Origin of the sequence: Serratia sp. CY29653, from assembly GCF_052169255.1 — a bacterium.
Lineage (GTDB): Bacteria > Pseudomonadota > Gammaproteobacteria > Enterobacterales > Enterobacteriaceae > Serratia > Serratia sarumanii.
This window is the reverse complement of the sequence record NZ_JBJNLC010000006.1, coordinates 46423-68953: the sequence shown is the minus strand read 5'-3', so window position 1 is coordinate 68953 and position 22531 is coordinate 46423. Positions and strand designations below refer to the sequence as shown.

Below are 22531 nucleotides of genomic sequence, written 5' to 3'. Positions count from 1 at the left end.
GAACCCGCCGCTCAGGCGCGCGGGTGATGCTGTTGATGTAGCTGTTTCAGTCGTTCGGTCGCTACATGAGTATAAATTTGCGTGGTCGAGAGATCGCTGTGCCCTAACAACATCTGTACGACACGGAGATCGGCCCCATGGTTCAGCAAATGGGTGGCGAACGCGTGCCGCAACACGTGCGGCGACAGACGCTCGCTGTCGATGCCCGCAAGGATGGCATAGTGTTTGATGCGATGCCAGAACGTCTGTCGGGTCATTTGCTGGCAGCGGGTGCTAGGGAACAGCACATCCAGCGTCTGGCCGTTGACCAGCCACGGGCGGCCGTGCTCCAGATAATTTTCGATCCAGTAGACCGCCTCTTCGCCCAGCGGCACCAGCCGCTCCTTGTTGCCCTTGCCGATCACCCGCACCACGCCCTGGCGCAGGCTGACGTCGCTGATGCTCAGCCCCACCAGTTCGGAAACTCGCAGCCCGGTGGCGTACAACACTTCGAGCATCGCCTTGTCGCGCAGTTCCAGCGGCTGATCGACGCAGGGCGCCTGCAGCAGCGCATCGACCTGCGCCTCGCTCAGATCCTTCGGCAAACGCTGCGGCAGCTTGGGAGACGCCAGCTGCGCGGTGGGATCGTCGGCGCGCAGCTTTTCGCGGTACAGGTACTGAAACAGGCGGCGCATGGCGCTCAGCAAACGCGCGGAGCTGGTGGCCTTGTAGCCGCCGTCCACCCGCTCGGCGAGAAACGCCTGCAGATCCAACGCCTGCGCTTGCAGCAAGGCGGTGTTTTGCTGGCCAAGCCAGGTGCCCAGCGCCTGCAAATCCAGCCGGTAGGAGGCCAGCGTATTTTCCGCCAGATTGCGCTCAAGCCACAGCGCATCCAGGAATTGTTCAATCAGCGCATGGTCTTGCTGTTGCACGCGGTCCTCTCTTTGTTGCATTTCCACCCGCGCCATTATGCCTTAAGCCGACGCAAATCAGGTATACTCGCTGCAATTCTCTAAACGGCAACGTAACGGTTTACACATGAAGATTGGTCTGTTTTACGGCTCCAGCACCTGCTACACCGAGATGGCGGCAGAAAAAATCCGTGAGATTCTGGGTGAAGACCTGGTCGACCTGCACAACCTGAAAGACGTCTCTCCCAAGCTGATGGAGGACTATTCCATACTGATCCTCGGCATCCCGACCTGGGATTTCGGCGAACTGCAGGAAGACTGGGAAGCGATCTGGCCGCAGCTGCCGGCGCTGGATCTGAAAGGCAAAATCGTCGCCATGTACGGCATGGGCGATCAGCTCGGTTACGGTGAATGGTTCCTCGACGCGCTGGGCATGCTGCACGATCACATCGCGCCGCTGGGCGTGCAGTTCATCGGCTTCTGGCCAACCGAGGGCTTCGAGTTCACCAGCCCCAAACCGCTGAGCGCCGACGGCAAACACTTCGTCGGCCTGGCGCTCGATGAGGTCAATCAATACGATCTGAGCGAAGAGCGCCTGCAGCAATGGTGCGAACAGATCCTGCTGGAAATGGAGCCGCTGCTGTAGCCGCTATCGGGCGCTCAACGCGCCCGATTTCCCCCGCTTATTTCCACAGACGGAAGCGTGGCTCGTCTTCGCCGGCCGGCGTCTCCTTTGCCAGACGCGCCGGATCGGCCACCTGATACCAGTCCAACTTGCGCGTCAACAGCATAATGCCCGCCAGAATGGCGAACAGCAGCCCCGCCCCCAGCACCAACGCATTGTCCTCCGACTGCAGCAGCAAATAGAGCACGCCGTACAACAGCAATAGGCTCGCGGCGAACAGCGCACCGCGCAGCTTGCCGCGCAGTACGGCGCTCAGATAGAAGCCGATCAGACCGCTGCAGGCGATGCTGGCCGCCAGGTAAGCGAGAGCGAATCCCAGGTGTTCGGAGAAGGCCAGCAGAATCAGGTAGAACAACACCAGCGCCGCGCCGACCAGCAGGTATTGAATCGGGTGCACCCGCAGCCCGGTCAGGGTTTCGAACAGGAAAAACGCCATAAATGTCAGCCCGATAAACAGCAGCGCGTATTTGACCGCGCGCTCGGTCAACTGATAGTGATCGACCGGTTCGACCAGGCTGGCGCTGAAGGCCGGCAGCTTGTCCTCGTCGATAATGCCATCGTCGTAATGGAACGCACTGTTGATGTTGTTGGCGAACCAGGTGCTGCGCCAGCGAGCGCTAAACCCTTGCTCCGTCACCTTGCGTTCGTCCGGCAGGAAGTTGCCGAGGAAATTCGGGTGCGGCCAGTTGCTTTGCAGCTGCAGCTCGCTGCTGCGCCCCAGCGGCACCAGCGACAGGCTGCTGGTGCCCGCCAGCGTCAGGGTGAAGTCGGCGCTCAGCCCCGCTTTTTGTTGCAGCGCCGCCAGCGTCAGCGGTGCGTGGATCCCCTGGCGCAACGATCCCACGCCGGTGCCCGGCTCAAACGCCACCGGCTGCGGCGTTGCCAGCGGGGAAATGCTCTTGATGCCGCGAGAATCGCTCAGCGCCACCAGCAGGAACGGCTGGCCGACGGTCACGTTGGCGCGTTGCAAATCCGCCAGCTCCGGCTGGCCGAAACGCACCTTGAAGTTCAGCGGCCCCTGGTAAACCTGTGTCTGATAAATGCCCAACTTGCGCACTTCCACATTCGGTGCCCCCTGCACCTGAAGCGACTCCGGCAGCAAATAGCGGTGATGCTGCACCCGCTGCACCACCGTTTGTCCTTTCTCGTCTTTTTTCTCTTCTCGTTCGACATAAGGAATGACAATCAACGGGCCGAGCACGCGCTGCGCCCCGCTGGTGCTTTCGCTCACCTGCCCGACCACGCTTTGCCGATAGCCGCTGCGTTCGTCGATCACGCTCATCAGTTGGGCGATGGGGATCAACATCACCACCATCAATCCCAGCAGCGTGGTTATTTTCCAGAAAAGTACCGATTTCATCATGCTCGCTCCTCGTAGGTAATGAGGCCACGATAAAACCCGCAGGTGAAATCAGAATGTGGTTATGTGAAGGGAAGGTGAAGTCACAGCGATAACATGAACGTCGCTTCCACCCCGTGCGGCCGGCGGTTGCGCAGGTGAATGCCGCCATGATGCAGACGGGCGACCTCCTGCACGAAGTTCAGCCCCAGCCCGCTGCTTTTTGGCCGTTCGGCGCGCGGCAACGAATAAAAGCGCTCGAACACCTTATCGAACGCATAGTCAGGAATGCCGCTGCCGTCGTCGCAAACGCTGATGCAGTAATGCTGTTCCCGCCGTTCGCCTCGCACGCTGACGCAACCGCCCGGCGGGGTAAAATCGATCGCGTTGTCCAGCAGGTTGGTCAGCGCCTGGCTGATCAGCAACGCATCGCCGTTCAGCGTCACCTCCGCCAGCGCCTCCAGCCGCAACCTGACGCCGCGCTGCGTCGCCTGCGCCTCTTTGCCCGCCACCGTCTGGTCGATCAACGCCGCGATCGCGATGGGCGCCGTCTCCATTTCTGGCCGGCTCTCCAGCCGCGCCTGCACCAGCAGTTTATCCACCAGTTGTTGGATGCGCGCGCTTTGCTGCTCAATGTTGGTGAGAAAACGCCGGGCGGTTTCCGGCGGCGGCAGCTCCTGCAACAGCTCCGCCGCGCCCCTGATCGCCGCCAGCGGGCTTTTCAGCTCATGCGTCAGGGCATGCGCATATTGTTCGATATAGGCTTTGCCTTCCAGCTTCAGGCGCATGCTCTCCAGCGCCTGCGCCAGCTGGGTCAGTTCCCGGCCGCCCACTTTGGGCAATGGCGCATTTTCGCCCTGCGCCACCCCGTCGGCATAACGCACCAGCCGGCCTATCGACCGGTTGATCCACCAGACGAACACCGCCCCGATCAGCAGAGCGATCCCCAGCAGCAACGCGCCGGCCCACAGAATGCGCCGTTCGCTGCGCTTGATCACCGGCGCCATGGTGCTGTTGGGTTTACCCACGGTGAGCACGCCGATAATGCGCCCTTGTTCTATCACCGGCGCGGCCACATACATCACCGAACTGTTTTCATCCTGCGAGTCGCTGCGGGTGCTGCGGGCGCCGTACTGGCCGCGCAGCGTTCGATAAACGTCATTCCAGCGCGAATAATCCTGCCCCTGCGCGCGGCCGGCGGAATCGAAGATGACCCGACCCTGGGCATCGGTAAGATAGACGTGGTATTCACTGCGATCCTTGCGGATGCCGGAAATGTTGGCGCCGATCGGCCGCTGATTCAGTTGCGTAAACGCCTGCGCCAGTTGGCCATGCGCCGCATCGCCGCGCTGCATGTCCTGACGGGCGATCTGCGCCAGCAGGTTGGCGGTGTCCACCAGCGTGCCTTCGGTAGCGCGCCGCACGCCGGGCTTCACTTCCTGGACGAAAATGCTCAGCACGAAGTACCCGGCCACCGCTACGATCAGAAAGTACCCCAGCAGCAGGCGCAGGCCAATTTTCATGGCTGGCGGCTCACGCTGTAGCCCAATCCGCGGTGGGTGTGGATCGGCGGTTCACCGGGTTCAACCGCACGCAGCTTGGCGCGCAGCGTTTTGATGTGGGTATCGACGGTGCGATCCAGGCTTTCTTCCGCCTGCGCCCAAACGCTTTCCATCAGTTGCTGCCGCGAGAACACCCGTCCAGGCGCCAACAGCAGCGTCTTCAGCAGCAGGTATTCGTAACGGGTCAGCGACAGCGGCCGCTCATGGTAGGAAATGGTGGCCGCGTCTTCGTCGAGCGCGAAAGCGCCGAAATGGTAGGGCGCGCTCTGCTGCAGGCGCTGCTGCTTGTGCAGGCGACGCAAAATGGTGCGCACCCGCGCGCTGACCTCGCGAGGGGAGAACGGCTTGGCGACATAGTCGTCAGCGCCGATCTCCAGCCCGATCAGGCGATCCACTTCATCACTGCGGGCGGTGAGAAACAGAATCGGCAGGTCGGCCGCCTGAGCCAGCAGGCGGCGACACAATTCAAAGCCGTTGATATCCGGCAAACCGACATCGAGGATAGCGAGCGCGGGCGCGCCTTGCGCCAGCGCCTGCAACGCCGGTTCCGCGCGTTCGAACCAGCGCACCTCGAAGCCTTCGCTCTCCAGCGTGTAAACCAGCGTATCGGCAATGCTGGGTTCATCCTCCACCAACCAGAGTACGGGTTTCATCAGGGATCCTCGCCGTCACCCGCCGGCGGATACAGCAACAGCTGCCGCAGGTGGCGCCACTCCTCTTTGCTCATGCAGTCGGAAGCCAGCCACAGCCGGCGGCGCTTTTTGCCCTCCATCGGCAGCAGCGTCAGCAGCATGCCGTAACCCGGCATCCACGGTTTTTTCGCCAGCCGCCACTCGCGGCCGTGCCAGCTGAAGCGCCGGTCCGCCAGCAGCCGCAGCTCGCCCTGCGCCGCGGCGATGCGCTTCTGGCTGCGAATGCACTGAAACACCACCAGCGTCAGCAGCACCAGCCAGAGCGGGCCAAAACCTTCCGGCCAGGGCGAAATCAGGATCAGCAGGATCAACACGCCGTGGGTCAACAGTGAAAACAGCTGGGTGCGCCAGGAAATGCGGATATCACATCGCCACTGGGCCACGGTCTTTATTTCGCGTTTGGATCAGGGTCACCATTCTCTGCAGCTCGCCGTCCTGCGGCGCGCCATGATTCATCAGCCAGTTGAACAAATCGGGATCGTCGCACTCCAGCAGGCGGATAAACAGCGCCTTGTCCGCGTCATTCAGGCTGTCGTATTCGTACTCGAAGAACGGCATGATGGAGATGTCCAGCTCGCGCATACCACGGCGGCAAGCCCAGTGAATACGTGCTTTGTTGTTAATATCCATGTTGTTATGACTCACCTCTTTTCAGCGCGGCAGCGCCAGCGCAGGGTTCAAATGACACACTGTATGGCAACGCCGTCGCAATATAATTCCATCAGCCGGGGATCTGTCTGCAAGGGTGCCCTGGCCGCAAGCCTATAGAGTAACAATTTGACATACACGCCGGGAAGGCGCTTTGCTGCGGAAAGCGTAATAAAGCGCAAAATGCCAAAAAAAGCGCACCCCGGCGCCGCGGCGCGAATAACAGTTTGCAAAGCCCGCCGCCTCTTTTACCATGGGTTCAATACCCTTCAGGTAAGCTAAACGTTGAGCAGGAACTTACTATGGCGCATAACATTCCATTCCCACCCCGTCAGCCCTCCGCTTCCACCCATCTGCCCCTCACGCTGATCTCGCTGGAAGATTGGGCGCTGGTGACGTTGAACGGGCCGGACACGGTGAAATATCTCCAGGGCCAGGTGACGGCGGACATCGACGCGCTGGCGGCCGATCAACACGTGCTGTGCGCCCACTGTGACGCCAAGGGCAAAATGTGGAGCAACCTGCGTCTGTTCCACCGTGGCGAAGGCTTCGCCTATCTGGAACGCCGCAGCGTGCTGGACAGCCAGCTAGCGGAAATCAAAAAATACGCGGTGTTCTCCAAAGTCACCATCGCCGCCGATAACGACGCGGTGTTGCTGGGCGTCGCCGGTTTCCAGGCGCGCGCCGCGCTGGCGGATCTGTTCGCCACGCTGCCGAGCGCCGAGCACCCGGTGGTGCAGGACGGCGAGACCACGATCCTGCACTTCAACGCGCCGGCGGAACGTTTTCTGCTGGTGACCCGCCCCACCGTGGCCGAACAGCTGATCGGCAAACTGCATGACCAGGCGGAGCTGAATGACAGCGGCCAGTGGCTGGCGCTGGAGATCGAGGCCGGTTATCCGGTTATCGACACCGCCAACAGCGCGCAGCTGATCCCGCAGGCCACCAACCTGCAGGCGCTGGAAGGCATCAGCTTCAGCAAAGGCTGCTATACCGGTCAGGAGATGGTGGCGCGCGCCAAATTCCGCGGCGCCAACAAGCGTGCGCTCTACTGGCTGGAAGGTAAGGCGGCCCGCGCCCCGCAGGCGGCGGAAGACCTGGAGCTGCAGCTGGGTGAAAACTGGCGCCGCACCGGCACCGTGCTGGCGTCGAGCCAACTGGCCGACGGCAGGCTGTGGGTGCAGGTGGTGATGAACAACGATTTGGACGCCGACAGCAAGCTGCGGGTGCGCGAGGATGCCGCCAGCCAGCTGGCGATCAAACCGCTGCCGTATTCGCTGGCCGAAGAGAAATAATCCGTCGGCCGCAGGCGCCCTGCCTGCGGCCGTCTTCGTTACTCGTCCAACTCCCCGTCGCGCTGCACCAGATAAATCAGCACCAGAATGATGGTGACGAAGAAGCGAAACGCATCGGGCACGCCGTTCCACTGTTTCGACATCCACATGCCAAACCACTCGCCCCCAATCGACATAAAGCCGACCTGCCAGGTGAGGAAGCCCAGCGTCAGCCCCACAACCGCCAGCTTTTTCCGGCCGTTGAAAGCTTTAGCGGGCAGTTTCAGGCCGCACAGCAGGCGCAGGCCGCCGATCCAGCACAGCAGCGCGGTCAGGCTCTCCAGCGCAATGATGAAGATATAGCCGGCGTGATGCAGCCACGGCGTTTGTATCGAACGGTAGCCGATGGTGGCGTCGGGGAAAATGGTGTCCATCATAAAGACGTGGCGCACGAAGGCGAAGTTGGAGCCGTAATCGGTGATATTGCCGAAGGCCACCAGCGAAGCGAACAAAGCGATAGCGCAGACCAGCAGCGCTTTGGATAAGCGAACGATCATCGTGATGAGTCCTGAACAAAGTTTAGAGAAAGAGTATGCGGGCTCAGAAATGAAAGAACGGGCTTGCTGGATACCCGAAAGAAGCAAGCGCCTCTTTTTTAAAACAAAAGAGGCGCCCGTTCAATACGCATTCAGACGTAGCGATAACGTTTAGACGTAGAGGTAGATCGCCATGAAATGGCAGGCGCTGCCGCCGAGCACGAAGGCGTGCCAGATGGCGTGGCCAAAGCGAATGCGCTTGGAGGCGTAGAAAATCACGCCGAGGGTATAGACCACCCCGCCAATCGCCAGCAGCGTGACGCCGCCGGCCTCCAGCCGCGTAACCAGCTGATAAATCACGATCAGCGACAGCCAGCCCATCGTCAGGTAGGTTATCAGCGACAGGGCTTCAAAACGGTGGGCGAAGGCCAGCTTGAACAGCACGCCCAGCAGCGCCAATCCCCAGATTACCGCCATCAGGCCCTTCGCCAACGGCGAATCCAGCCCCACCAGCAGAAACGGGGTGTAAGTCCCGGCAATCAGGAGATAAATGGCGCAGTGGTCAAATTTTTTCAGCCAATGCTTGGCCTTCTGATGCGGGATCGCATGGTACAGCGTGGAAGCGAGAAACAGCAGGATCATGCTGCCGCCGTACAGGCTGTAACTGGTGATGGCCGTCGCATCGGCGCCGGTATTCACCGCCTGCACCAGTAGCAACACCAGGCCGACGATACCGAACACCAGCCCGATGCCGTGGCTGATGCTGTTGGCGATCTCTTCCGCCCACGGATAAGCCGCGGCGACAATCTTATTGTTCCCGGCTTTCACTACGTCCGTTTTCCCCATAACGCGCAACCCCTCAAAATGCCCTGCTTTGTGCGAAATTAACGCAAAGCAGCTTAACTGAGAATAATTCCAGTGTACACGTGTACGCTAAAATAAAAATGTGAACGCGTGTAACCATCGAAATCGCCCGCCCGGTGGTCTACAATCGTCAGGCTTCAACCCACCCACCTTGAGGTTTACACCATGTCATCCGCTGTACCCGCGTTAGATTTCGGCTCAATGACCCAGGTCATCCAGTTCCTGATGGAAATCGATAAGTTGAAAGGCGTGCAACGCCGCACCAAAGTGCTGGGCACCCAGCGCCAGGAAAACTCCGCCGAACACAGTTGGCACTTCGCCATCGCCGCCATGAGCCTGGCGCCCTACGCCGGTGATGACGTAGACATTCAGCGCGTGATCCAGATGGCGCTGCTGCATGACATTGTGGAAATCGACGCCGGCGACGTGCTGGTCTACGATCTGGCGGCCCGCGCGGCGATCCACGATCAGGAAGTGGCAGCGGCGCGCCGCCTGTTCGGCATGTTGCCGGAGGCTCAGCGCGAGTATTTCACCGCTTTATGGCAGGAATATGAAGATGGCGAAAGCGCCGATGCACGCTTCGCCTTGCTGCTGGATCGCACCATGCCGATGCTGATGAACCTGCACAATGAAGGCCAGAGCTGGGTGGAAAACGACATCAGCCTGGAGCAGGTGCTGGCGCGCAATGCATCGATCGCCGACGTGCACCCCGAGCTGTGGCACCACATGGAGCAACACCTGCGGGATGCGCAGCGCAAAGGCTGGTTGAAGTAAGTAAACCAGGCCGCCGCCCGTTATCGTCACGCGAACGCCCGTTGGCGTTCCAACGCCTCCTCATAGCTCGGCATCGATCCCGCCGCCCCGGCGCGCTCCACGCAGACCGCCGCGTAGGCGGCGGCGAAGCGCACCGCATCGGCTAACGGCACCTGATTCGCCAGCTGCGCCGCCAGGGCGCCGTTAAACGCATCGCCCGCGCCGGTGGTGTCTTTCGGCTGCGCCGGAAACGCCGGGATCAGTTCGCTGTTTTCCCCGTCCGAGAACAACGCCCCCTGCGTGCCCAAGGTCACGATCAGCAAGCGAATGCCCTTGGCGTGCAGCACCTGCGCCGCCTGGCGCGCCGAAGCCGCATCCCGCACCGGCACGCCGGTCAGCAACGTACACTCGGTGGCGTTGGGCGTCAGCATATCAACCTGCGCCAGCAGGCTGTCCGGCACCGGCTGAAACGGCGCCGGGTTGAGAATGATGAATGTCTGCGCCTCGCGGGCGATGGCGATCACCTGCTCAATCGCCGGCAGATTGTTCTCCAACTGGGTCAACAGAATGTCCGCCGCGGCGATCGCCGGCCGGCACTGGCGCACCTCATCTTCGCTGACCGTCAGGTTGGCGCCGGGATCGACGGCGATCATGTTCTCCGCCTCCTCGCCGGCAACATAGATAAGCGCATTGCCGGTCGGGCAATCGCCGGTCGAGAACAGCGTCACCGCATCGAAACCGGCGGCGGCGAGATGGCGCCGGGCAAAGGTGCCGAAGTCGTCGCGCCCCACCTTGCCGATATAATGCACCCGCGCCCCGGCGCGCAGCGCGGCGGTGGCCTGGTTGGCCCCCTTACCGCCCGCCCCCATCATGCTGTTGCGGGCGATCAGCGATTCGCCGGGCTGCGGAAAGCGCGCCATGCCGGCGACGATATCCAGGTTGAACGAACCGAACACGCAGACTTTGCCTTTCATTGCGGGTACTCCCTGCTCAATTGGAAATGGCGCCAGGCGGCCAGGCAGGCGCCTTTACTGCCGGTTTCATCGGTCAGGCGGCTGACGGAGATCGCCAGCCCCTGCGCCGGCTGCGGCCCGCGCAGATGGCGGCGGATCTCGTGCTCCAGCTGCGCCAACGGGAAACCGCTCATGGCGATCACGCCGCCGCCCAGCATCAGTCGCTCTGGATCGAGCACGTTCATTTCGATGGCGATGGTCTGCGCCAATCGTTCGACGAAGCGCCGCAGATCCGGATGATCGCCGTGGCGTTCGAACAGCCGTTCGAACGGCGTTTGCGCCGCGTTGGCGCGCGCCCAGCCGGTCAGCCAGTGGCCGGAGGTCAGGCTCTCGACGCAGCCCCGTTTACCGCACGGGCACTCGCCCTGATGGCCCGGCCAGGGAATGTGCCCCAGCTCGCCGGCGGCGCCGTGCGCCCCGTGGTAAAAATCGCCGTTCAGCCACAGGCTATTGCCCATGCCGGTGCCCAAATACAGCCCCACCGCCACCTGCGGCAGCGCCGGCAGCTGCTGCAAGTCCCACCACAGCAGGTGATTGACGTCTTTATCCATCCGCACCGGCAGCGCCAGCAAATCGGCCAACAGCGCCGCCACCGGCTGGGCATCCAGCGCCGGAATGAACGGCAGCGACAGCACCCGCGAGCGATCGCGGCTGAGGATCCCCGGCAGCCCGAGCATCACCTGCGCCACCTGACGATCCTGGCAATGCCCGGCGATCAGGCGGCCCAACGCCACCAGCGGATCGGCCTGCCGTGCCCAATCGGCGGTCGCTATCTTGCGGTACCCGCTAAACTCGCCGTCATCATCCATCAACAGCAGGCGGGTGTTGGTGCCGCCGACGTCAACGCCAAGAAAATGCCGCATCATGTCCCCCGCCTCAGGCCGCCTGCCGCATCTGATCCAGCATTTTTTCCCATGCCGTCTCCAGATCCGGATCGAGGTTGAACAGCCCGGAGCTGCCGACGATCAACACTTCCGCGCCGGCGCCCATCAGATCGCGGTAGGTGCGCTGATTGCAGGATCCGTCGATCTCGATCAGATAGCTCAGGTTTTGTTGGCGTTTCAGATCGCGCAACTGGCGGATCTTTTCCAGCATTTCGGGAATGAACGGCTGCCCGGCATAGCCCGGATCGACGGTCATCACGGTGATCTTATCCAGCAGATGAAGGTAGTGGCGGATAAACTCCACTGGCGTAGCCGGGTTCAGCACCACACCCACTTTTTTGCCCAGCGCGCGGATCTGGTTGATCACCCGGAACGCGTCGCGGTTGATGGTTTCAGCGTGCGGGCAGATAAAGTCCGCGCCGGCGCGGGCGATCGGGTCGATAAAATCGGTCGGGTTCTCCACCATCAGATGCACGTCCAGCAGCAACGAGGTGTGCGGGCGGATCTGTTCGATAAAGAACGGCGACAGCGTGATGTTTTTAACGTAGTGCCCATCCATGATGTCGATATGCAGCATATCGGCGCGGCGGTTCAGCACCGCCAATTGCTGCCGGATATCCATCAGGTTCATGCACATCAGTGAAGGTGAAATCTGGTATTTCATTAGCGTTATCCTGCGCAAAAGGGAAAAAGGATCAGTGGCCCGCCGCGGCTCTGGCCTGGGCCGCGCTGCGGCGCATCGCCCGCCGCTGCCGATAGCGATGGCGGAAAAACTTCAGCGCCAGCACCGCAATCAGTACCGCGCCCCACATCGCCAGACTGAAGTGCGGGCTGACGTTCATCAGGTTCAAACCGGTGGCGATCACCTGCAGCACGATCAGCGCCAGCACCACGCCGCTGACCCGGCCAAAACCGCCGAACGGATCGGTGCCGCCCAGAATGATCGCCAGCACCGTCAGCAGCAGGTAAGAGTCGCCGTAGCCCATGCGCGCCGAGTTGAAGCGCGCCATCATCACCAGCCCGGCAATGACGCACAGCAAGCTGGAGAGGGTGTAAATGGCGATCAGCACCCGATGGGTATTCACGCCGCTGAAGTGGGTGGCGTTGATGTTGCTGCCGCTCATGTAGATGCATTTGCCGAGCCGGGTTTTCTGCAAGAACAGCGCCAGCAGCACGGCAACCGCCAGGAAGATCCACAGCGGTACCGGTACGCCCAGCACGCGCTCGGCGCCGATAAACCGCACGATCTCCGGCATGCCGCTCAGGGCCGCGCCGCGCGTCAGGTAGATGCCGATGCCGTTGACCGTAGTCATGGTCGCCAGCGTCACCAGAATCGGATGGGCGCCGACGTAGGCCACCAACGCGCCGGTCGCCGCGCCGATCGTCACGGCCAGCAGCATCGCCGCCGCCAGCGCCAACACCAGCCACAGCGCCTGCAATCCCAATCCGGCGTCCGGTGGCAGATAGTTGATGAACAGCCAGGCCATCAGCAGGCTGGTCAGGTTGGCGCTGGCGATAATGCACAGGTTCAGGCCGCCGCTGAGGATCGGGATGAACATCGCCAGCGTCAGCAGGCCCAGCTCCGGCAGCTGGAACGCCACGCTGGTGAAGGTGGCGCCGCTGAAGAAGCGCCCCGGCATCAGCAGGCTGAAGGCTAGCACCACCGCCACCAGCAGCGCCAACAGGCCGACGGCGGTGCCGTCCGGACGAAATTTCAGGTAGTTGCCCATCAGGCGCTCCTCAGGCGAAACCGACGTCGGTTTCTTTGCGTTTCTTGTAGTGAGTGACGGTGATCGCCGCAACGATAACCAGGCCGATCACCACGTTCATGAAGTAGCTGGACACGCCGATCAGGTTGAGGCCGTTTTTCAGCACGCCGATCAGGAATACGCCCATCAGCGTGCCGATCACGCTGCCCTTGCCGCCGTTCAGGCTGGCGCCGCCCAGCACCGCCGCCGCCAGTACGTCGAGCTCACCGCCCACCAGCGCGTTGGGCACCACTTCGCCCATGCGGTACACCTGCACCAGGCCGCCGATCGCCGCCATCACGCCCAGATAGCCATAGGCGAACAGGTGCAGCAGGCCGACGCGAATGCCGATGCGCCGCGCCGACTCCGCATCGCCGCCGACGGCAAACAGCTGGCGCCCGAGGTGCGTCTTGTTCAGCAGCAGCCAGGTCAGCAGCGCCACCGCCAGCATCACCAGCGTCGGCAAACCGAGCTGATAGCTCTGTTCACCCAACTGGAACGGCAGCACGCTGCGCGGCAGCGTCCACCAGTCCGGCAGCGCGTACAGACTGCGGCCGTTGGTCAGCCACATCAGCATGCCGAACAACAACGCCTGCATGCTGATGGTGACGATGATCGAGACGATGCGCAGGCAGTAGATCAGCAGCGCGTTGACCATGCCCAGCGCGGCGCCGATCGCCAACGCCAGCAGAATGCTGCCCATCGGGCTGGCCAGGCCGTAATGGGTCGCCAGCGTGGCGATCAGGTACTGCACCACCGAGGCCACCGCCGCGAAGGAGATATCGATGCCGCCGGTCACCAGCACCACGAACAGGCCGAGGGCGAAGATGCCACTCACCGCATAGCTTTCGCAGAGATCGAGCAGGTTTTGCACCGTTAAAAACTGCTCGCTGAGCAGCGAAAAGACGATGACCGTCAGCAGCAGCACCCAGGCAAGGTAGCCTTCGTTGCCGCGCGGTTTCAGGCTGAATCTACGCATTGACCGCCTCCGCCAGCTGTTGCTGGCTCACCTGCCCCGGCAGGTACTCGCCGATCACGCTGCCGCCGCTGAAGTGCAGCACCCGATCGCAGTTGTAATACACCTCCGGCACTTCGTCGGAGATCAGCAAAATGGCGATCCCCTCCTGCGCCAGCAGATGGATCAGTTGGTAGATGCTGGCCTTGGCGCCGACGTCGACGCCGACGGTCGGCGAGTCGAGGATCAGGATCCGCGGCTGGGTCAGCACCCACTTGGCCAACACGATCTTTTGCTGATTGCCGCCGGACAGCGTCGAAACCGCCTGCTCCGGATCCGCCACCCGCACGCCGAGTTTGGCGATCCACTCCGCGACGATGCGATTCTTGCGGTAGTCGTCAATCAGGCGAAAACGCCCGCGCAGCTTATCGAGAATGGTCAGCACCGCGTTGTCCGCCACCGACTGTTGCTGCACCAGGCCGAGCGTCAGGCGATCCTCCGAGACGTAGCCGATGCCGGCCTTGATCGCGTCCTCATGGCCGCGAAAGCGCACCGGTTTGCTGTCGAGGTAGAGCTTGCCGCTGTCCGGCCGGGTCATGCCGAACAGGCTCAGCGCCAGCTCGGTGCGCCCGGAGCCGAGCAGCCCGCATAGACCGAGCACCTCGCCCTGATGCAGCCGGAAGCTCACGTCCTGATACTGCCCGGCACGGCTGAGGCGATCCGCCTCCAGCAGCACCCGATCCTTATTCATGCTGGGTGACTTCAGGCGATAGTCCAGCTTCAGACCGGTCATCAGTTCGGTCAGACGATCGCCGGTGATCTCCGCCGCCGGCCAGGTGCCGATCTTGTTGCCGTCGCGGATCACCGTGACGCGATCCGAAATCTCCAGCACCTCGTCCAGCCGGTGGCTGACGAACACCACGCAGATGCCTTTCGCTTTCAGGTAATCCACCGTGCGCAGCAGCTGATTGACCTCGGTGCGGGTCAGCGAGGCGGTCGGTTCATCCATGATCACCAGCCGCGCCTCCGCCACCAGCGCGCGGCAGATCGCCACCTGCTGGCGCTGGGCGATCGGCAGCTCCGCCACCCGTTTATCGAGATCCAGATGGAAACTCAGCTCCTGCAGTAGGCGCTCGGCGGTGCGCCGCAGCCGCGCCGGGCGGTACCATCCCAGCAACCCATGCAGGTTGTGCTCGAAGGCGATGTTTTCCGCCACCGTCAGGTTGGGAAACAGCGACAGATCCTGGTAGATCACCTGAATGCCGAAGGCGCGCGCCTGATCCGGCGACAGCCGACCGAAGGTGTGCCCGTCGATGGTGATGCGGCTGCCGTCGTCCGGTTGATACACGCCGGCGATCGCCTTGATCAACGTACTCTTGCCGCAGCCGTTGGTGCCGGCCAGGCAGTGCACTTCCCCCGGCATCAGCGCCAGCGAGATAGCGTTCAGCGCACGCTGCCCGCCAAAGGTCATCGACAGCTGTTGCAGCGCGATCAGCGGCGCGCCCTGGGTTGCCGTATTGCCGGAAATCGCCATGATTACAGCCCCATCTTCACCAGCTTCGGCAGGTTTTGCTTATCCAGGCTTTCGGTGGCGTTGCCGAGAATGGTGTGCTGCTGCGCATCCACCTGCACCTTGCCCATGCCTTCGATGGTCATGCCGTCGGTGATCTTTTCTCCCTTGTGCATCATGTCGGCGATGCGCACGAACACTTCGCCCGCCACCATCGGGTTCCAGATGTAACCGCCCTTGATGGCGCCGCGATTGACCAGCGAAGCGCCCTGGCCCGGGCTGAACGGCCCGATGACGCAGATATCGTTGCTTTTGCCGCGGTTGAGCACCGCGCGCCCGGCGCCGATCGGCCCCTGCGATCCGAACGCCAGCACGCCTTTCAGATCGGGATATTTGGCCATCAGATCGTTGGTGGTGCGCACGCTGTCATCCAGCGATTCCCCCACGCCGAACTTGTCGCCCACCAGCTGCATGTTCGGGTAGTGCTGCTTCTGGTAGTTGATGGCCGAGTCCGACCAGGTGATATGCAGCGGCACCGTCAGGCTGCCGACGTACACCGCGTACTTGCCCTGCTCTTTCATGCAGGCGGCCAGCGCTTTCATGTGGTTGACCCCGTGCTGCGAGGCGTCCACCAGCTCAAAGTCCCAGTCGGCGTACTTCTGGCCGGGGGATTCGTGCACGATCACCTTGATGCCCGCCTCCTGCGCGCGCTTGAGCACCGGCTCCAGCACCCGGGCGTCGTTCGGCACCACGCCGATGATGTCCACCTTCTGCGCGATCAGATCTTCGATGGCGCGCACCTGCAGCGCCGGATCCGCCGCCGTCGGCCCGACCATCCAGGCGTCGATGCCGCGTTTGGCACCTTCGCTTTTGATGCCGGCCTCCATGGCGTTGAACCACGGAATGCCGCCGATCTTCACCACCACGCCCATTTTCAGCTTGTCCGCCGCCTGCGCGGATAGCGACAGCAGCAGCGAGGCAAACAGACCGACCAGTACGGATTTTTTCATTGTTCTCTCTCCACAAGTGTTGGCTGTAAATAAGGGGGTTTCGTTGTTGTTATCGCGCCGCCCTTTTCGCGGCGGGTGAAACTTCAATCACGTCGACGTTGTTCCAGGCCAGTTCCTGACGAAATTCGTCGTCGCTGAGCCGATCGGTGATTAAGGTATCTATCTCCCGGTAGTGGCAGATGCGCGCGAACGAGCGGCGGCCGAACTTGTTGCTGTCCACCAGCAGGAACTTGCGTTCCGACGCCAGCAGCATCTGCTGCTTCAGCCGCGCATGGTGCTCGTTGCTTTCGCGGATGCCGCCGTCCTGGCAGATGCCGTGACAGGAGAAAAACAGCTTGTTGATCACGAACTCTTTCAGCATCTGCTCCGCCAGCACGCCGATAAAATCCTCATACTTGGCGGAATACTCGCCCCCCAGTCCGATGGTGCGCACGTTGGCCTTGCAGGCCAGCGTCTGGATGATGTGCAGCGAGTTGGTCAACACCACCAGCGAGATATCCGGCAGTTGGCGCGCCAAAAACCAACTGGTGGAGCTGCTGTCCAGCAGCAGGCAATCCCCCGGCGCGATAAATTCCAGCGCACGTTTGGCGATGCGCGTCTTCTGCTCCGGCGCCTCGTTGCTGCGCTGGCGGAAAGATTCCCCCTGGTCTATCTCGGCGGGCACATAGGTTTTCTCCACCGCCGGCGGCTCGACGAACACCGCGCCGCCGTGGCTGCGCAGCAGCAGGCCGCGCCGTTCCAGCAAGGCCAGATCACGCCGCGCCGTCTCGATAGAGATGTGGCACAGCTGCGCCACCTCCTGCACCATCACGCGGCCGCGCTGGCTCAAGACTTCGGTGATAAAACGATGACGTTCTACAGGCAGCATGTTTCTTTTCTCCTCCACGACGTTGATTACGATATCGATTTGCCGCGCCGCGTTTTGCGCGCAGACGCAAAGCGCATCGCCCCGCGATCGGTCAACGATGGCGGTGTGATAGTTGTCAAAAAAATCGGGAGGAAAATGAAATGAATAATTATGAAAGTGTGGAGTAACAGGCAGTTATGATGCGCGTGCGTCTTAGGCAGACAGGAGAGAAACGGTAAACGGTCACAATTCCACGTTCCGCAACATGACCGTTAATGACCGTTTTTGTGGTTTTGACCGAACGCCGGGCCTAAAGTAGCCCGGCATTCTATTTACAGCGGCTTATGCGCCGTTTCCCGCGCCGCCCATACCGCCCAAAGCGTGATAAGCAGAGCCAACGCGACATAGGCGGAAATCGCCAGCGTGCTGTCGTAAGATTTAAACAACGAAGTGATGATCAGCGGGGCAAAGCCGCCACCGATAATCCCCGCCAAGGTATAGGCTAACGACGATCCGGCATAACGCACCCGCGTCGGGAACTGTTCCGTGATGAAGGCCGCCTGTGGCCCATACATCGCCGCATGGATCAACAGCCCGATCACCACTGCCGTGCAGATCAACACCGGTTGACTGCTGTCGAGCAGGACGAAGAACGCAAACGCCCACGCTATCGCCGCCAATGCACCGCCGATATACACCGGACGACGGCCGAAGCGATCCGACAAGGCGCCAAACAGCGGTACCGCGACGGCGTTGCCTATCGCCCCCAGCATGGTGGCGCCCAGCGCCAGCGGGCGCGGCAGATTCAGCACGGTGGTGACGTAGGTCAACGTGAACACGACCACCAACGCATAGAGCACGTCAGAGCCGATACGCGATCCGCCGGCGATCAGCAGTGGGCGCATGTGCTGCGTGAAGACTTCGCGGATCGGCGACTGCGTAACATCTTTCGACGCCTCCAGTTGCAAAAATGCCGGCGTCTCACCCACCCCCCGACGCAGCCACAAACCGAAGATGACCAGCACCAGGCTCAGCAGGAACGGGATCCGCCAGCCCCATTGCTGGAAATCGTCCGCCGACATCGCCAACGTCACCAGCGTAATCAGGCCGGTGCCGATCAGCGAACCGCAGGACGGCCCTACCTGAGCAAAGGACGCGTTGCGCCCGCGCTGATGCGGCTTACCGTGTTCCATCGACAACAGCACCGCCCCCGCCCATTCTCCGCCCAGCGCAATGCCCTGAATAAAGCGCAGCGTCACCAGCAGCAGCGGGCTCCAAATCCCCCAGCTGGCATAGCCGGGCAGCAACCCCATCAGCGCCGTGGTCACGCCCATGATCACCAGCGTGGTGACCAGTACAAAGCGCCGCCCCAACACATCGCCAAGGTGGCCGAACACGATGCCACCGATCGGCCGGGAAACATAACCCACCGCGTAAGTGGAGAACGCCAGAATCGTGCCCACCAGCGGATCGAACGATGGGAAGAATACATGGTTGAAAATCAACGCGGCCATGATGTTGTAGACGGTGAAATCGTACCATTCCAACGCCGTGCCAATCGAGCTGGCCGCCGCCAGCTTGCCGGTATTGGGCGGTGCAGCGGCACTTTCTGCGGCCGGCGCGGCAGCCTGTGCCGTTTCAGTGGTGTATGCGTTCATGATGTCAGCTCCTGTGCGGTCAGTTGCCAGCCAAGGGCATAGTGCCAGGCATCGGCGGCGGGCATGTTCAGCGCTTCAGCGGCCTGCTCGCTTAAACGCAGGCCGGCTTCGGCGTCGCTGCTTTCGATCAATAGCATCGGCAGCATTCGGCGGTTTTCTCGCGATTCTTTCGGCAGCGGGGAACTGAGTTCGGCATCCGGCGTCAACAGGCTGCTGCGCACAAAGCCAGGCTGTTCAGCCAGCCGTGCGCCCAGTTGCAAGATGCGGGCATGCAGCGCTTCCGATGCCGCCGACGGCAGCACGAAGATACAGAGATGACTGCCGCACCCTTGGCCGGTGACTGCCTCCACCGCACACACCCGGCGCATTGGATCACGCATTTTCTCCAGACTGGCCACCGACCAAGGCGTTTGGTGTTGAAACGCGGCGCGATAGGCTTCGGAGGTAAAACTGGCCAACGATTCGGTTTTATACAGCCCCAAATATTGACGCCCGCCCTGCAATGCCCGATAGCGTGTGCCGGATAAAAAGCCGGGCACCCGCACCCGCTCCTCCACGTGTTCGCGGTCATACCAGCGATTGAAATCCGCATCATCCTGCGTGGCGACATCCGTCGCGACAAACAGCATTCCGTTCGGGGAATCGTTCATGGATATTCTCCTGGTCATCTCAAAAGGCAGGCCTGCGCCCACCGGAAAATCACGCCTCGGCAAGACGGCGTTCGATCGCCAGCGCCCATCCCAGCAGCGCCTCATCACACATCGGCAAGCCCGCCAGCATCAGGCCGATCGGCGCGGCGCCCCGCCGCTGGCAGGGCAAGGACAGCGCACAGCCGTCGAGGAAATTGACGATCGCGGGATTGCGCAGCATCAGTCCGTTGCAACGGAAGTAGGCATCATCCGCCGCCAGCTCGCCGATAGTTGGCGCAATCATCGGCACGGTCGGCATCAGCAGAGCGTCAAACCTCTGCAGCTCCGCCGTAACCCGCCGCTGCCAGTCGGCGCGTTGCCGCTGCAACAGCTGCAGATCGGCGTCGCCCAAGGATGCACCGCGGCGAATGCGCGACAGCACCCGCGGGTCATAGCCCTCGGCCCGTTCAGCGATCAACGCTTGATGCCAGCGCCAGGACTCCAGCGCGGTGAAACCACCGTTGGCATTGATCGCCGCCAGCTCGGCAAACGCCGTAGCAGGAATGAATTCAATCTGCGCTCCCGCCTGAGACAGGCATTGCAGGCTGCGCTGGAATGCCTCGGCAACCGCCGGCTGCAGTTCATCCAGCACCACCGTTTGCGGCACGGCAAAATGCGCCTGCGCCAAGCTTTTTTGCGGCACCCGCAGCGGGCTGTCGGCAATCAGTGCGTCCAGCGCAATACAGCTGGCGACGTCATGAGCAATCACGCCGATCGAATCCAGCGAAGGCGACAGCGGCAATAAGCCAGCGTCATTGATGCGCCGTGCAGTGGGTTTATAACCGGTCAATCCGCACAGCGCAGCGGGTATGCGTACCGACCCGCCGGTATCGCTGCCAATCGCGCCCAGGCACATGCCGTCGGCCACCGCCACCGCCGCACCGGAAGAGGAGCCACCGGGAATGCGTGCCGCCTGGCGCTCCCAGGGGTTGGCCGGCGTCCCGTAATGCGGGTTGATGCCCAGCCCGGAATAGGCGAATTCCGTCATCGTCGTTTTGCCCACCACCACCGCGCCGGCTTGCAACAGCCGTTCTACTACCGCAGCGTGCTTTTCTGCGGGCGGCGCGTCGGCCAACACGCGCGAGCCCGCCGTGGTCACCTCACCGGCCACGTCAAACAGATCCTTGATTGAGACAGGCACGCCATCCAGCGCCGACAGCGGCGAGCCGGCGGCACGCCGCCGATCGGAGGCCTGCGCTTGCCGTTGTGCCCACTCGGCGTAGGTTCGCGTAAACGCGCGCGCGCCCTCCCCCCGCTCATCGGCGATCTGCGCCAAAGCGGCGGCGGCCAGCTGCGCTGCGGTGAACTCACCGCTAGCCAGGCCGGCGCTGGCCTGCATCAACGTCAGCTTTTTCATCACGCCACCACCGGCAGTTCAATGCTGCGATAACCGTGACTGATGGTGCGCCCAAGCACATCGTCCACCAGTTCCATGCGAAACTCGCCGGCCGGTCGAATGCCGCCGATCGCCGCCACCGTGCCGCAAGTCATCGCCAACCCGTCGGGCGTCTGCGGTTGCGCCAGCCCGCACTCCGGCGGCTGCATACCGGTGAAGTAACGCTCCAGCAAATCACCGGGCGTACGCAGCGCGGCAAGGCTGCCCTGTTGATACAATCGCCATTCGCCCTCTTCCTTGATCCACGAACGCAAGATCAAACTGTCCCAATGTTCCAGCACCTCCTGCAGCGGCCAGGCGGCTCGCGCCACCGGTTTAACGCAAATCTGTTTCGACAGCGCCACGCTGTGCGCTTCGAGTTGACGATCGGTGTGATCGGACGCCAATGACACGAACAGTTCGCCGCGATGGGCAAAAATCAGCGGCTCCGCTTCGCCGGACGTCGCGTTGCCAATGACTTCAATGGTCTCTTGCTGGCTCAACTGATTGGCGGCAACGCGGTAAAACAGGGGGATTGCACTGGGCTGGGGCACGCCCAGCTCGGCCAATTCACGAATATGGTGCAAGATCGCTTCGCGATCGCGCCCGGTCCAACCGGCGATCACCAGATGATCAATCTCAACATTCAACGTCGCCGCGCCGCGGGATTCAGGTAAAGTGAAGGTCAGTCTCATGGCAGTTTCGCCCCTCTTGTTAAAACACTGTGAAATTTCACTATATCTTTAGTTACCAAATAAGCGATTTTCATGCCATGTTTTTGTGTACTATGTCTAAAAACTTTCTTCTTGCAGGAGCAAAACGTGAAGACTGTTGACGCAGAAAGCCCGCAGCGCCCGATGACGGAAGAAGCCGGCGTCTCACTGAACGAGCTGGCCTACAGGCGCTTCAAACAGGCGCTGGTCACACTCAGCTACAAGCCGGGCGAATATCTCAATACCGCGCAGGTGATGAACGATCTGGATATGGGCAGAACGCCGATCAATCAGGCAATCCACCGCTTGGCCAACGAGGGGTTACTGCAGGTCATCCCGCGCAAAGGCGTGATGGTTTCACCGTTGTCGATGGACGATGCGTTGGAATTGATCGAAGTAAGGCTGGCTAACGAGATGCTGTGCATGCAGCTGGCGAGCCAGAGGATTACCGAGAGGCAAATCGCGACGCTGACCGAACTCAATCGGCAAATCGAAGCCGCGAGCCAGGAGCGAGATAGAGTGCGAATGATGACACTCGATCATGAGTTTCACCAGGAGCTGGCGCAGATCGCCGGCAATAACATGCTGGCGGATATCCTGAGTGTGCTGCACGCCAGGGCGCAGCGTTTTTGGGCCAGCACCCTGTCGCGGGAAGGGCATATGCGCGAGGTGATCGACGAACACCGGGCAATTATCGCCGCGCTGGCCGCACAAGACAGCGCCGCCGCCGCCGAGGCCGCGCAGGCGCATATCTTGTCATTCCGCAGCGCGCTGCTGCACGACGGGTAACCCCGCGGCGCAGGATATTACCGGGAATAGTTATGATGACCCTGTTCTGCCGATGAGCAGGAGATAAACGGTAAACGGTCACATTTCACGCTCCGCG

At 61.9% G+C, this 22531-nt stretch carries 24 protein-coding genes; 4 read left to right on the top strand and 20 right to left on the bottom strand.

Features of this window, described 5'->3' with window-relative positions; translation table 11 throughout:
* Positions 1-11: 11 nt before the first annotated feature.
* Positions 12-911, bottom strand: a complete 900-nt coding sequence (xerD, locus tag ACJ8HN_RS21435; protein WP_033638574.1) for a site-specific tyrosine recombinase XerD — start codon at positions 909-911, stop codon at positions 12-14.
* Positions 912-1017: 106 nt separating this feature from the next.
* On the opposite strand from xerD, the gene fldB reads away from it, so the two are divergent.
* Positions 1018-1536 (top strand): flavodoxin FldB, encoded by a 519-nt coding sequence (gene fldB, locus ACJ8HN_RS21430; RefSeq protein WP_033635825.1) that lies wholly within the window; start codon positions 1018-1020, stop codon positions 1534-1536.
* A 37-nt stretch (positions 1537-1573) separates the two neighbouring features.
* Here the strand turns inward: fldB and creD are convergent, their stop codons facing one another.
* From creD to sdhE, 5 genes are all read right to left on the bottom strand, one after another.
* Entirely contained in the window at positions 1574-2938 is a 1365-nt protein-coding gene (gene creD, locus ACJ8HN_RS21425) for a cell envelope integrity protein CreD (RefSeq protein ID WP_041036554.1), read from the bottom strand.
* A gap of 80 nt (positions 2939-3018) precedes the next feature.
* Positions 3019-4437, bottom strand: a complete 1419-nt coding sequence (creC, locus tag ACJ8HN_RS21420; RefSeq protein ID WP_442523917.1) for a two-component system sensor histidine kinase CreC — start codon at positions 4435-4437, stop codon at positions 3019-3021.
* Positions 4434-5129 (bottom strand): two-component system response regulator CreB, encoded by a 696-nt coding sequence (gene creB / locus ACJ8HN_RS21415; protein WP_041036556.1) that lies wholly within the window; start codon positions 5127-5129, stop codon positions 4434-4436. Before creB ends, creC begins: the two co-directional genes overlap by 4 nt.
* Positions 5129-5551 carry a protein YgfX gene (locus ACJ8HN_RS21410; RefSeq protein ID WP_033649453.1) on the bottom strand — a complete coding sequence of 141 codons (423 nt, stop codon included), beginning with the start codon at positions 5549-5551 and terminating at the stop codon, positions 5129-5131. The genes creB and ACJ8HN_RS21410 overlap by 1 nt, the downstream gene beginning before the upstream one ends.
* Complete coding sequence (gene sdhE / locus ACJ8HN_RS21405; protein WP_004931679.1) at positions 5532-5798, bottom strand: FAD assembly factor SdhE; 267 nt, start codon at positions 5796-5798, stop codon at positions 5532-5534. Before sdhE ends, ACJ8HN_RS21410 begins: the two co-directional genes overlap by 20 nt.
* Before the next feature lie 320 nt (positions 5799-6118).
* Between sdhE and ygfZ the strand changes: the two genes are divergently transcribed.
* Positions 6119-7111 carry a tRNA-modifying protein YgfZ gene (ygfZ, locus tag ACJ8HN_RS21400; RefSeq protein WP_442523916.1) on the top strand — a complete coding sequence of 331 codons (993 nt, stop codon included), beginning with the start codon at positions 6119-6121 and terminating at the stop codon, positions 7109-7111.
* A 38-nt stretch (positions 7112-7149) separates the two neighbouring features.
* Here ygfZ and ACJ8HN_RS21395 read toward each other — a convergent pair whose 3' ends face one another.
* Both ACJ8HN_RS21395 and trhA read right to left on the bottom strand, forming a co-directional pair.
* Complete coding sequence (locus ACJ8HN_RS21395; protein ID WP_033649451.1) at positions 7150-7647, bottom strand: DUF2165 family protein; 498 nt, start codon at positions 7645-7647, stop codon at positions 7150-7152.
* A gap of 150 nt (positions 7648-7797) precedes the next feature.
* Positions 7798-8472 (bottom strand): PAQR family membrane homeostasis protein TrhA, encoded by a 675-nt coding sequence (gene trhA / locus ACJ8HN_RS21390; RefSeq protein ID WP_033654067.1) that lies wholly within the window; start codon positions 8470-8472, stop codon positions 7798-7800.
* Between the two features lie 183 nt (positions 8473-8655).
* Between trhA and ACJ8HN_RS21385 the strand changes: the two genes are divergently transcribed.
* Positions 8656-9264 carry an HD domain-containing protein gene (locus tag ACJ8HN_RS21385; protein ID WP_442523915.1) on the top strand — a complete coding sequence of 203 codons (609 nt, stop codon included), beginning with the start codon at positions 8656-8658 and terminating at the stop codon, positions 9262-9264.
* Positions 9265-9290: 26 nt separating this feature from the next.
* Here ACJ8HN_RS21385 and rbsK read toward each other — a convergent pair whose 3' ends face one another.
* The 12 genes from rbsK to ACJ8HN_RS21325 form a co-directional block, all read right to left on the bottom strand.
* On the bottom strand, positions 9291-10217 hold the full coding sequence (gene rbsK, locus ACJ8HN_RS21380) for a ribokinase (protein WP_033635835.1): 927 nt from the start codon (positions 10215-10217) through the stop codon (positions 9291-9293).
* Positions 10214-11122, bottom strand: coding sequence for an allose kinase (gene alsK / locus ACJ8HN_RS21375; protein WP_060431436.1), 909 nt, complete (start codon positions 11120-11122; stop codon positions 10214-10216). Before alsK ends, rbsK begins: the two co-directional genes overlap by 4 nt.
* A gap of 10 nt (positions 11123-11132) precedes the next feature.
* Entirely contained in the window at positions 11133-11804 is a 672-nt protein-coding gene (gene alsE / locus ACJ8HN_RS21370; protein ID WP_033635837.1) for a D-allulose 6-phosphate 3-epimerase, read from the bottom strand.
* 31 nt (positions 11805-11835) lie between these two features.
* The gene (locus ACJ8HN_RS21365; protein ID WP_442523914.1) at positions 11836-12870 is read right to left on the bottom strand and encodes an ABC transporter permease; all 1035 of its coding nucleotides are present in this window, start codon (positions 12868-12870) and stop codon (positions 11836-11838) included.
* A 10-nt stretch (positions 12871-12880) separates the two neighbouring features.
* Positions 12881-13867, bottom strand: coding sequence for an ABC transporter permease (locus tag ACJ8HN_RS21360; protein WP_047570643.1), 987 nt, complete (start codon positions 13865-13867; stop codon positions 12881-12883).
* Complete coding sequence (locus ACJ8HN_RS21355; protein ID WP_049212591.1) at positions 13860-15377, bottom strand: sugar ABC transporter ATP-binding protein; 1518 nt, start codon at positions 15375-15377, stop codon at positions 13860-13862. The genes ACJ8HN_RS21360 and ACJ8HN_RS21355 overlap by 8 nt, the downstream gene beginning before the upstream one ends.
* A 2-nt stretch (positions 15378-15379) precedes the next feature.
* The gene (locus tag ACJ8HN_RS21350) at positions 15380-16363 is read right to left on the bottom strand and encodes a substrate-binding domain-containing protein (protein WP_033635841.1); all 984 of its coding nucleotides are present in this window, start codon (positions 16361-16363) and stop codon (positions 15380-15382) included.
* Between the two features lie 49 nt (positions 16364-16412).
* Positions 16413-17231, bottom strand: a complete 819-nt coding sequence (locus tag ACJ8HN_RS21345; protein ID WP_004931653.1) for a DeoR/GlpR family DNA-binding transcription regulator — start codon at positions 17229-17231, stop codon at positions 16413-16415.
* A 311-nt stretch (positions 17232-17542) separates the two neighbouring features.
* On the bottom strand, positions 17543-18868 hold the full coding sequence (locus tag ACJ8HN_RS21340) for an MFS transporter (RefSeq protein WP_033635842.1): 1326 nt from the start codon (positions 18866-18868) through the stop codon (positions 17543-17545).
* Positions 18865-19518 (bottom strand): DUF4286 family protein, encoded by a 654-nt coding sequence (locus ACJ8HN_RS21335; RefSeq protein ID WP_033654061.1) that lies wholly within the window; start codon positions 19516-19518, stop codon positions 18865-18867. Before ACJ8HN_RS21335 ends, ACJ8HN_RS21340 begins: the two co-directional genes overlap by 4 nt.
* 49 nt (positions 19519-19567) lie before the next feature.
* The gene (locus tag ACJ8HN_RS21330; RefSeq protein WP_442523913.1) at positions 19568-20914 is read right to left on the bottom strand and encodes an amidase; all 1347 of its coding nucleotides are present in this window, start codon (positions 20912-20914) and stop codon (positions 19568-19570) included.
* A complete protein-coding gene (locus ACJ8HN_RS21325) occupies positions 20914-21627 on the bottom strand; it encodes a DUF2848 domain-containing protein (protein ID WP_033635845.1) in 714 nt (237 codons plus the stop codon). The genes ACJ8HN_RS21330 and ACJ8HN_RS21325 overlap by 1 nt, the downstream gene beginning before the upstream one ends.
* Positions 21628-21789: 162 nt before the next feature.
* Between ACJ8HN_RS21325 and ACJ8HN_RS21320 the strand changes: the two genes are divergently transcribed.
* The gene (locus tag ACJ8HN_RS21320; protein ID WP_170929847.1) at positions 21790-22434 is read left to right on the top strand and encodes a GntR family transcriptional regulator; all 645 of its coding nucleotides are present in this window, start codon (positions 21790-21792) and stop codon (positions 22432-22434) included.
* Positions 22435-22531 lie beyond the last annotated feature (97 nt).